The sequence below is a fragment of the Phenylobacterium sp. genome, from assembly GCF_004799395.1.
GTDB lineage: Bacteria > Pseudomonadota > Alphaproteobacteria > Caulobacterales > Caulobacteraceae > Phenylobacterium.
The window spans coordinates 1-9,289 of sequence record NZ_SSMZ01000165.1 but is presented as its reverse complement, the minus strand read 5'-3'; the positions used below and the strand labels follow the sequence as shown (position 1 = coordinate 9,289).

Genomic DNA, 9,289 nt, shown 5'->3' with positions numbered 1-9,289 from the left:
TATCTCTGTTCCATAGATTTTTCAACAATCCGCAGAGTTCAGTTTCAGCCAAAGCAGAGGCTATTTCTGCCATTCCAGCGGTAGTTGTTAAGCTTAACCATAGATTACTTTCGACCTCTCCGGTATTCGCTTGGCGTGACGCCGGACCGGCGGAGGAAGGCGCGCCGCAGCGCCTGGGTGCTGGAAAAGCCGCACTCGAATGCTATCTGCTGCAACCCAAGGGCCGATGTGTCGAGGAGCCGGCGTGCGACGGCGATACGCCTCAGTTCCACGAACTCCGCTGGAGTCATCTCGGTTTCCTGCACGAACGCCCGCGCAAAATTGCGCTGGCTCATCCCCGCCCTGCGGGCCAGCTGGGCGACAGAGAGGTCCTCTCCGAGATTGTCGTGGATCCAATGCCGGACTCGCCGGATCGGCTCCCGCGCTGGGAATGGCATGGCGGCCTGGGCCGGGCCCCCGGCCCGCTCGAGCAATTTTACAAGCGAAACAGCGAGCGCCAGGGCCACACCAAGCGGCTGCTCGGTTTCAAGGCTGAGGCCGAGCACAGCGAGGTCGCTCCCACAAATTGGGCACATCCAATCGGACATCTAGGGAAGCCATTTCGTCAGGACGGAACAAAGCGCGAGAGCATCCGCAGCCGCGCCCGGCCTTCAACCGGCAGATCGGTTCAGTTCCTGCCAATTCGAGGGCATCATCGGCCAGTGGGCCTTCAGCGGCTTAACCGTTGTCGCCGGTCGTCCGAAAACGTTCGCGGTACTCGCTCGGGGTGACCTCAAGCCGACGGCAGAACGCCTTGCGCATGGCCTGCGTGCCGGAGAAGCCACTGTCGAGGGCCACGCGCTGGACGGGCAGCTTGGTCTCCTCGAGAAGCCGCCGCGCCTCGTCGATGCGGGTCAATTCGACGAAATGCGCGGGCGTCACATGCGACTCCTGCACGAACGCGCGCGCAAAGTTGCGCTGGCTCATTCCCACTTCATGAGCCAGCTGGGCGACGGAGAGATCCTGTCGCAGGTGCTCGCGGATCCATTGCTGCACGCGTTGTATCGGTTCGCGGGCGACGAATTGCGCCGCCAGCTGGGCGCTGAACTGCGACTGCCCCCCCGGGCGCTTGAGGTACATGACCATGAAGCGCGCGACCGCCAACGCTGCGTCTCGCCCGAGGTCTTCCTCGATAAGGGAAAGCATCAGGTCAAACGCTGCCGTGACCCCGGCAGAGGTGAACATCGGCCCGTCTCGGACGAAAATCCGGTCGGGCTCGACCATCGCGTCGGGATATTGAGCGGCCAGGTCGCGGGCATACTGCCAGTGGGTCGTGACGCGCCGTCCGTTCAGCAGACCGGCCGCGCCAAGGATGAAGGCGCCAGTGCAGGCCGAACCGTACCTTCGCGTCCGAGGCGCCTGGGTTCGAAGCCACTCCGTCACGGTTGGGCTCGGCGGAAGTGGTACGCCGTGGGTCGGGGGAACGATCAGCGTGTCGATCTGTTCGCTGAACTCGTCCAACGTGGCGTCCGCCACAATCGTCAGGCCCGACGAGGTGCGGATCGGTTCCCGATGCTCGGAAATCAAACGGACGCGATAGTGGTCTTGGCCCGTCTGAGCGTTCGCCTCGGAAAACGCGTCGGCGATCGCAGCGATCTCCACCAGGTGGGGCCTGACTGGTGGAACGAGGATCGCCACCAACATGGGAACAGGCTTCCGCAGCTGGCGGGCAACGGAAATCATTGCCCTTAAGGCGGAGCCTATCACTCGACGCCGCCGGCGAGTAACGCATTTGCCGTGACCGCAGAGGAATGGGCGGTGCAACCCGGCCTCTAGTCAAAGCCAGACGCGTCTAGGCGAAGGTTCGAATTACGCCGGCAGGTCGAATGGCGCGATCCAGCGCTAATCTGGCTGAATAAGCGCCCCTATCTTCCCTTGAGACGCCTCGCCGAACGCCGATCTGTGGCTCGTGCAACGATTCACGCGAGGTTTTGCGACTAGGTCATGACCAGGTTCCGCGTTTCCAACTCCTGCGAGCCCGAGCCCGAGCCCGAGCCCAAAGCCGACCGAGCGCCGACTTGGATCCATCTTGTGGGCGCCGAAGTCGTCTCGCGCGCCGGCTTTTCCCTCTGGATGGGCGCACAGGGATTTCGGACGCGTCGCCACCCGTCGGCGGAAGCCCTCGTGGCCGCTGCCCCTTGGCTGGAGCCTGGCTGCGTAATCCTCGATCTTGCCGGCCCGACGTGGAGCGCCATCGAGCTCCTCGATCGGTTGCGCTTGGCCGCGCCAAATCATCCTGTGGTGGTCTTCGGCTGCGGCGACGTCGCGCTGGCTGTGGCGGCGATGAAGCTGGGGGCCGCCGACGTTCTGGACCGGCCAGTGGGGTGGGGAACGCTTGCGGACGCCGTCGGGCATGCCCTGGAGGCGGGCGTCTATCGTTCGTCGGCATTGCCGGCAAGCGCCGCCGCTACGGCCAGGGTCTCGACCTTGACCCCGCGACAGCGCGGGGTCCTCCGTGAAGTGATGGCCGGAAAGCTTAACAAGACGATCGCCCACGAACTAGGCCTCAGCGCCCGCACCGTCGAGAGCCACCGCGCCGCCATCATGGCGCGTACGGGCGCGCGCAGCCTCAGCGACCTCATTCGAATCGGGATCGCCGCGGGACTCTGAGGGTTGCGGCCCGATGAAGGCTTCGATGATGTGCGCATTGGGTCGAAGCGGTCGCGAAGCCCGCCGCTAGGCCAAGAAAAAGGGCGGCCCGAGAACCGCCCTTTCGCATGTTTCAACTGGGCTTCGCGGCTTAGCGCGGCACCCAGGCGCCGTGGGCGTAGTAGCCACGGCCGTCGTGATAGTCGCGCCAGTGGTGGCGATCGTCCCAGTGCTGGTGGAAGTACCAGTCGTCGGGGTGATAGGTGAGCGCGACGCCCGGATAGTCGACGCGATTGTCCACGTGCCAGCAGTCGCCCTCGGCGTTGCAGACGACGTGGGCCGAGGCGGCGCCGGCGCTGACAGCCAGGCCGCCGACGCCGACGAGAGCGGCCAGGGCCGCAGAGGCTAGGGTGATCTTCATGAGGGCTCCTCTCCGAATACGCCATCGGCCAGCGCCGTGGCGGATCGTCTAGAAACGCCGCACCCTCGGTCCCGGTTGCGCGTAACCCCGATCTGCGAACGAAAAAGGGCGGCCCGAAGACCGCCCTTCGCCGTGACTTTGCTGGACCGGAAACTCAGCGCGGGACCCAGGCGCCGTGGGCGTAGTAGCCGCGGCCTTCGTGGTAGTCGCGGAAGTGATGCTGGTCGTCCCACTTCTGGTGGAAGTACCAGTCGTCAGGGTGCGACTGCAGCACGACATTGGGATAGGTGGCGTCGCTGTCGGTGTGCCAGCAGTCGCCTTCGGCGTTGCAGACGACGCGGGCCGAGGCGGTTCCGGCCGTAAGGGCCAGGCCGCCGATGCCGATGACAGCGGCAATCGCCGCTGTGGTCAGGGTGATCTTCACTTGGGGGATATCTCCAAATCGTCCTTGGCGCGAAGGCGCAAGGGCGCTGGCCAACCCAACGCCGTTCGGCTCGCTAGGTTGCGCGGCATCCCTCTGGGCCTAGCCGGCGAGGTCGCTGAGCCGCTCCCGCCGCGAATGCCGTGTGGGCGGCAGTGGCCCCTTCGCGGACCGGCGGGCGGCCAGGGCGCGGACCAGGGCGGACAGGGTTCGGGCGATAGCGATCATCGGAAGCGCGACATCTCTTCAGGCCGGAGGGCGGCGGGTCCGCCAGCGGCCCGGCTTCATCTCCCGCCAGGCCCGATGCATGAAGTGGCGCCGGCGCGCACCACGGCGCACGGTTAAATCAGGTGGCGCAGGAAAACTGCGAGCCCAGCCTGTGGGGTTTCAATGCTGACCGAAGGACGGATTAGCTTGCCGTCCCGTCGCCGGGCTCGGCTTTGGATTCGATCACCCCGTAGTCCGACGACTTGGCGCGTGCGCCCTGCAGGGCGACCCCCTCGGCGGCCAAGCCTCGTTTCAGCAGCTCCCGCACGGCCGCCGCCCGGCTCGGCATCCGCCGTGCGAACCGCCAGTCGTCCAGCGCCGCCAGTTCCTCTTCCGTCAGCATGATCTGCAGCCGCTCCGGCCGCGAAAGGTCGTTCACAGCCCTCTTGCCCCCGTGCTCGCCACTCGCCGCGTTCTGCAGCAGCGCGCGAAAAAAATCAGCATTTTTGTCAGACACCGTCAAGACTGCCAGTTACTCATTTCGCGTCACAGGCCCCGCATGAGCGACAGAACGCAAATGTGCCGAAGGAGTTTCCGGAGCTGAATTTGCTTGCGTGTCATAAATATAAAACATGTTCTTCTACATCTTCGGCGCGTTCTTATGAGTTGACGTGAGTTACCTAGGTTCGACCCTTCAATATTGCGGCTTGATAATACGGATCTTATATCGGACATTGTCGTTTGATCGCTGTCGGGTCGCGATCAGAGGTATCTTGCGTCATGAGCGTTACCGATATTCAAGCCGACCCGGCTGATACTCGACATCGTGAAGCCCACCACCGCATCGCCAACAATCTGGCCCTGATCGCGGGGTTCGTGCGGCTCCAGGCGTCCAAGATTTCCAAGGATCGCCAGCCCCTGTCAGCGGCGGAGACCTGCCTCCTGCTTGAGGAGGTCGAGGTTCGGATCCAGACAGTCGGCCGGCTGCACCACCTGTTGGCCGTCGGCGAAAACAGCGGCCTGATCGACGTGAGCGAATATCTTCGCTCGATCTGCGGCATCCTTTCCCAGTCCGTCTGCAACTCCCGCTCCGTCGATCTCAATTGCGATGCGAGAACCTGCATGGTCGCGCCGCAGGCCGCCGCCCTGCTGGGCCTGATCGTCACCGAACTGGTGACCAACGCGGTGAAATACGCCCATCCCGCCGGCGCGCCGGGCCGGGTGGCCGTCCTCTGCCGCGACGACCGCGGCGACGGCGTGGTCCTGTCCGTCTCCGACGATGGCGTGGGTCTGCCCGAGGGGTTCGATCCCCAGGTCGATGGCGGCCTGGGGCTGCGGGTCATCCGTTCCCTCGCCGATCAGCTGGACGCCGAACTCGGTTTCGACAGCGGCCCGCTTGGCCTGACCGTCACCGTCATCGCGCCCTAGGGACGGTCTTCGCGGCCGATGCCCGCCTCGGTCACGACGTCCCGTCACTCAAAGAGCGGCGAACCCTGTCCCGGCCGTTCAACGGCTTGATGACAACCTGGCGGCCTAACCGAAATGGTCCCGGATCAGGGCCACAGCGGCGAGCACGAACACGACCACCGGAATGGCGACGACGCCACGGCCCGTCGCATAGGCCTTGAACCAGCTCCCCAGCTCGACGCGGAGGCTGTCTTCCTGCGGTTCACCGGAGATTTTTGACGGCTTCATGGGAGAAACTGTATATAACATACAGAACCCTCGCAAGGCGCTTTGGGGTCGCCTAAGGAGCTTGGATGCTGGATCTGGCGCGCGCCGATCGACTGAAGGAGGCCCGGATGAGCTGCGGATACAAGACCGCGGCCGCGGCGGTCGCGGCCTTCCGCTGGAACGCCAACACCTATGGTTCCAACGAGAACGGCAATGCGCCCTTCTCCTTCCGCCGCGCCAAGGTCTACGCCGAGGCGTTCGGGGTGCGCGCCGAGTGGCTCTACGACGGCGTCCCGCCCAAGTCCGGGCAGGCCGGCCGCACGGCCCGGGGCGGACGCGCGCCGGAGCGGCTCGTCCCGATCATCGGCCGGGTCGGCGCCGACCCCGAGGGCGGCGTGCTGTTCGCCTCCGGCCAGGCGGCCGGGGACCTGGTCCCAATCCCGCCGGGCGGGACCGACAGGGCCGTGGCGCTGCTGATCGCAGGGCATTCGATGCGCGGCCTCGCCGACGACGGCGGCCTGATCTATTTCGAGGATCAGCGGACGCCGCCGACGCCAGACATGCTGGGCCATGTGGTGGTGGTCGAGACCGACACCGACGAGGTGTTGGTCAAGCGCCTGCTGCGCGGCTCGAAGGCCAACCGCTTCGACCTGGAGAGCATCGTCGGCGAGACCCGCCGCGACTGCCGGCTGCGCTGGGCCGCGCACATCACCGCGATCATCCCGCCCTATCAGGCGCGGCGGATCATCCGCCACCACGCCGCCTGAGGATCGATCCGGTGAGCCGATCTTCAGGATCGCAAAGGCCGCCGCGCAACGAGGCCCAGGACGTGCGGATGTCCCGGGAACATGAGCGCTACTCCATCGAGAACCAAATGCCCGCGGTCGCCGCCTACGCCCGGCGCCGGCGCTATCGGATCGTCAGCACCTACGCCGACGAAGGGGTCAGCGGGGTCGGCTTCAAGACGCGCCACGGACTGAAGGCGCTCTTGGCGGACGCCATGGGCGGCGCGGCGGTCTCCGGCTCGATGCGAGAAACCGGACATCTTGGCCGCCGCAACTGTGCCGCTGACGTTCGCTCGGAGCCCGAAGGGGACCAGATTCCCTTGAGGCGAACGCCGCATCTCGTCGTCCTGGGTTTGCTTGGGCGATGGGGATCTTCCGATGCGGCGGTCGGCTGTCTGAAACATGGGGCCGACGATCCTCATCGTTGACGACGACGAGGGGCTGCGAGCCAGCATTGCCGGATACCTGTCACGGGAAGGGTTCGCGGTGTCCTGCGTCGAGGATGGCCAAGCGATGGATCAGGCCCTGGATGCGGACCGCCCCGACCTGGTCATTCTGGATGTGATGCTCCCCGGGGAGGACGGCCTTTCGATCTGCCGCCGCCTGGCGGCCCAGCACGGTCCGCCCGTAATCCTGCTGAGCGCGGTCAGTGAGGAGATAGACCGCGTACTCGGTCTCGAATTCGGGGCCGACGACTATTTGGCCAAGCCCTGCAGTCCGCGCGAACTCCTTGCCCGAATCCGCGCGGTGCTTCGCAGAAGCAGGGCCGGCGGTTCGTCGATCCCGCCCGCCTGGCGATACCAGTTCGGCGGGTGCGTCCTGGAGGCCCCTCGGCGGACCCTGAATGGTCCCACCGGCGCGACCAGCATACTGAGCCCTGCGGAGATGGCGTTGCTCCTGGCGCTTGTCACAAGGCCGCGGCGACTTGTGAGCCGCGATGAACTCATCGAGTTGACAAGGAGCGACGGCGCCGAGGTCCTCGACCGCGCGATCGACGTTCAGATGAGCCGCCTTCGTCGCAAGCTGCAGGCCGGAGGCGCGCCGGATATGATCCGAACCATTCGCGGGGCCGGCTACATGCTGGAGGTCCACGTGACCCGGAACTGAAGACCGGCCCTGCCCTGGCTGGCGGCGCCTCTCGGCAGACCGGGAGAGCCGGCGACGAGCCAGGGATGGGGCGGTCAGCCCTGCGGCGCGAAGGCGCGAAGCAGGCGTCGCATGGCCCGGCGCGCGTGCGCCTCGATCTGCTCCGGTGTCGGCGCCACGGCCCCGCCCAGCAGCGCATGCGTCACCCATTCGCCTTGCAGCAGGCCGATGAAGGCGTGGCCGAACTCCTCCGCGTCGGCGATCTCCACCACCCCCTTCGCCACCAGCCGGCCCACCAGCACGCGGCCGAGCCGCAGCCCGTGCTCGCGGGTATAGCCGCTCAGGATCGCGCCCACCTCAGGCATGCGCGCGCCCTCCGCCACAGCGATCCTGAGCAGCGCCACCTTCTCCGGCTGCAGCATCTGCGCCAACAGTCGCGCGGCGAACCGCTCCAGGGCTGCCGCCGGATCCAGGGTCGCGTCGTCGGCGATGGCCTCCAGCGCCGCGGCCCCCTGCCGCGTCCCCCAGGCCACCAGGGCCGCGAACAGCGCCGCTTTCCCGGCGAACCGGCTGTAGAGCGTAGCCTTCGACGCCCGCGCGGCGGTGGCCACGTCCAGCATGGTCGCGCGGTGGAAGCCCTTGGCCGTGAAGACCTCGAAGGCCGCACGCAGGATCTCCTCCTCCCGTGGGTCGGCCGGCGCGACATCGGTTGACGCGGTACTCATGGGTACTCTATGTCACAGTACCACTTGGTACTCAAACCCGAAGAGGTCCCCGGTGACCGCCCAGACCGAAGCCGCCGCCCGTGGCCTGTTGCTGCCGCCCGGCGTGGTTCAGCCGTTCTTGCTGCTGCATCGCCATGACGACCTGCACATCATGGGCTTCATCGAGGGCCACCCGAAATATGAAGCCGTCGAGGCCATGATCCAGCGCCGCGCGGCCAGCGCCTGGTCGATCCGCGCGATCCTCACCCGCCACGACCAGACGCAGATCGACCACGTCAACGATCCGCACCTGCTGACCCGGATGAAGGGCGCCAAGCGCGAGATCGTCCAGCGCCCGATCGAGCTGACGCTGGAGGACACCGGCCACGCCCGCCGCGCGCGCCTGGCCTTCGTCTCGGGCGACGGCGAGCCGGTGATCCTGGACCTGGAGACCATAGGCCCGCCAAGTCCAGAACGGGGCGGCCTCACCGATCCAGCCGGCCATTCCCCCGACAGCAGCCTGCCCCTGATGCTGCGTCGTGCGAGCACCCTGGCGGCCCCGACCTCGCGGGTCATCGTCGACGGCGTCGAATACCGACTCCCCGAAAAACTCAGCACGCCTGCCTTTGTTGCTCAGGAAGGCTTCTACACCGAAGGCCATGACATGGGGGTCTTGCGGGCCGGCGAGGTCGCTCTGCGCCGCCTGAGTTCGCCGGAGCGGGCCGAGGTGGGAGCCCGCTGGGCATTCGAGACCCCCGATGGCGACCGCCTGGACTATGTCATAGACGCCCGAACGCCGGACGGCGAACTCATCCTGAGCAAGGACGACGGCTCCGGCGAAACCCTCACGGCCTACCCCGCGGGCGACCAGCTGGATCTGACCCGGGTCTACGTCCCCTCGGAGCCGCTGGGCGCCGGCGGGCTGACGCTCAGCCTTGGCCCGGGGGGTCGCTTCGGCCTCTCGATGGACCGGGCGGCGGACCTCGTCACCGGTCAGGCCGCAACCACGCCCTCAGCCGGCGGCGCGATCATGGCCCTGCGGCCGGTTGAACCCGCCTGGGCGGCGGCTCGACCGGTGACGGTCACGTGCACGCAAAAGGGAGATCGGCTGCGGTTCGTCACCACCATCGGCCCAGGCTGAGACGAAGCTGGCCGGCGCGACTGCGACAGGCGGCCAGGGCCTGCAGGTTCAGGACTGGACGTAGCGCTCCCGAAGTCGAAGCGCCACTTGGCTGATCGTCAGCAGAATGGGCGTCATCGCCACGAGTCCCACGGCGTCACCCACGTACCAGGCGCCCACGGTGGTGAAGAACGATACGCCGCGCGCCTCAGACAAGAACCACCCCGCCAGGAGGGCCCCGGC

The 9,289-nt window shown here is 66.8% G+C and carries 13 protein-coding genes; 6 read left to right on the top strand and 7 right to left on the bottom strand.

The window, feature by feature from the left end; translation table 11 throughout:
• Positions 1-104: 104 nt before the first annotated feature.
• Positions 105-335: a helix-turn-helix transcriptional regulator gene (locus E8A12_RS22780; protein WP_363211968.1), complete on the bottom strand. Its 231-nt coding sequence runs from the start codon at positions 333-335 to the stop codon at positions 105-107.
• A gap of 382 nt (positions 336-717) precedes the next feature.
• On the bottom strand, positions 718-1,683 hold the full coding sequence (locus tag E8A12_RS10865) for a GlxA family transcriptional regulator (protein ID WP_293368529.1): 966 nt from the start codon (positions 1,681-1,683) through the stop codon (positions 718-720).
• A 300-nt stretch (positions 1,684-1,983) separates the two neighbouring features.
• On the opposite strand from E8A12_RS10865, the gene E8A12_RS10860 reads away from it, so the two are divergent.
• Entirely contained in the window at positions 1,984-2,649 is a 666-nt protein-coding gene (locus E8A12_RS10860) for a LuxR C-terminal-related transcriptional regulator (RefSeq protein ID WP_363211966.1), read from the top strand.
• A 130-nt stretch (positions 2,650-2,779) separates the two neighbouring features.
• Here E8A12_RS10860 and E8A12_RS10855 read toward each other — a convergent pair whose 3' ends face one another.
• The 3 genes from E8A12_RS10855 to E8A12_RS10845 form a co-directional block, all read right to left on the bottom strand.
• Positions 2,780-3,049: a hypothetical protein gene (locus E8A12_RS10855; protein WP_293368525.1), complete on the bottom strand. Its 270-nt coding sequence runs from the start codon at positions 3,047-3,049 to the stop codon at positions 2,780-2,782.
• 154 nt (positions 3,050-3,203) lie between these two features.
• A complete protein-coding gene (locus tag E8A12_RS10850; protein WP_293368523.1) occupies positions 3,204-3,473 on the bottom strand; it encodes a hypothetical protein in 270 nt (89 codons plus the stop codon).
• A 406-nt stretch (positions 3,474-3,879) separates the two neighbouring features.
• A complete protein-coding gene (locus E8A12_RS10845; protein WP_293368521.1) occupies positions 3,880-4,116 on the bottom strand; it encodes a hypothetical protein in 237 nt (78 codons plus the stop codon).
• A gap of 341 nt (positions 4,117-4,457) precedes the next feature.
• Between E8A12_RS10845 and E8A12_RS10840 the strand changes: the two genes are divergently transcribed.
• A complete protein-coding gene (locus E8A12_RS10840; RefSeq protein ID WP_293368519.1) occupies positions 4,458-5,105 on the top strand; it encodes a sensor histidine kinase in 648 nt (215 codons plus the stop codon).
• Between the two features lie 105 nt (positions 5,106-5,210).
• Here the strand turns inward: E8A12_RS10840 and E8A12_RS10835 are convergent, their stop codons facing one another.
• Entirely contained in the window at positions 5,211-5,372 is a 162-nt protein-coding gene (locus tag E8A12_RS10835) for a hypothetical protein (protein WP_293368517.1), read from the bottom strand.
• A 65-nt stretch (positions 5,373-5,437) separates the two neighbouring features.
• On the opposite strand from E8A12_RS10835, the gene E8A12_RS10830 reads away from it, so the two are divergent.
• The 3 genes from E8A12_RS10830 (at position 5,438) to E8A12_RS10820 (ending at position 7,243) form a co-directional block, all read left to right on the top strand.
• Positions 5,438-6,118, top strand: a complete 681-nt coding sequence (locus tag E8A12_RS10830; protein WP_293368515.1) for a S24/S26 family peptidase — start codon at positions 5,438-5,440, stop codon at positions 6,116-6,118.
• Between the two features lie 68 nt (positions 6,119-6,186).
• Positions 6,187-6,564 carry a recombinase family protein gene (locus E8A12_RS10825; RefSeq protein WP_293368513.1) on the top strand — a complete coding sequence of 126 codons (378 nt, stop codon included), beginning with the start codon at positions 6,187-6,189 and terminating at the stop codon, positions 6,562-6,564.
• Positions 6,539-7,243 carry a response regulator transcription factor gene (locus tag E8A12_RS10820; protein ID WP_293368511.1) on the top strand — a complete coding sequence of 235 codons (705 nt, stop codon included), beginning with the start codon at positions 6,539-6,541 and terminating at the stop codon, positions 7,241-7,243. The genes E8A12_RS10825 and E8A12_RS10820 overlap by 26 nt, the downstream gene beginning before the upstream one ends.
• Before the next feature lie 74 nt (positions 7,244-7,317).
• Here E8A12_RS10820 and E8A12_RS10815 read toward each other — a convergent pair whose 3' ends face one another.
• On the bottom strand, positions 7,318-7,947 hold the full coding sequence (locus tag E8A12_RS10815) for a TetR/AcrR family transcriptional regulator (RefSeq protein ID WP_293368509.1): 630 nt from the start codon (positions 7,945-7,947) through the stop codon (positions 7,318-7,320).
• A 52-nt stretch (positions 7,948-7,999) separates the two neighbouring features.
• Between E8A12_RS10815 and E8A12_RS10810 the strand changes: the two genes are divergently transcribed.
• Positions 8,000-9,067, top strand: coding sequence for a hypothetical protein (locus E8A12_RS10810; protein ID WP_293368507.1), 1,068 nt, complete (start codon positions 8,000-8,002; stop codon positions 9,065-9,067).
• Positions 9,068-9,289 lie beyond the last annotated feature (222 nt).

Bases quoted from the DNA above. Each gene is read 5' to 3' on its own strand.
- E8A12_RS22780 (WP_363211968.1), bottom strand. From the start codon at position 335: ATGAGCCAGCGCAATTTTGCGCGGGCGTTCGTGCAGGAAACCGAGATG.
- E8A12_RS10865 (WP_293368529.1), bottom strand. From the start codon at position 1,683: ATGTTGGTGGCGATCCTCGTTCCACCAGTCAGGCCCCACCTGGTGGAG.
- E8A12_RS10860 (WP_363211966.1), top strand. From the start codon at position 1,984: ATGACCAGGTTCCGCGTTTCCAACTCCTGCGAGCCCGAGCCCGAGCCC.
- E8A12_RS10855 (WP_293368525.1), bottom strand. From the start codon at position 3,049: ATGAAGATCACCCTAGCCTCTGCGGCCCTGGCCGCTCTCGTCGGCGTC.
- E8A12_RS10840 (WP_293368519.1), top strand. From the start codon at position 4,458: ATGAGCGTTACCGATATTCAAGCCGACCCGGCTGATACTCGACATCGT.
- E8A12_RS10835 (WP_293368517.1), bottom strand. From the start codon at position 5,372: ATGAAGCCGTCAAAAATCTCCGGTGAACCGCAGGAAGACAGCCTCCGC.
- E8A12_RS10830 (WP_293368515.1), top strand. From the start codon at position 5,438: ATGCTGGATCTGGCGCGCGCCGATCGACTGAAGGAGGCCCGGATGAGC.
- E8A12_RS10825 (WP_293368513.1), top strand. From the start codon at position 6,187: ATGTCCCGGGAACATGAGCGCTACTCCATCGAGAACCAAATGCCCGCG.
- E8A12_RS10820 (WP_293368511.1), top strand. From the start codon at position 6,539: ATGGGGCCGACGATCCTCATCGTTGACGACGACGAGGGGCTGCGAGCC.
- E8A12_RS10815 (WP_293368509.1), bottom strand. From the start codon at position 7,947: ATGAGTACCGCGTCAACCGATGTCGCGCCGGCCGACCCACGGGAGGAG.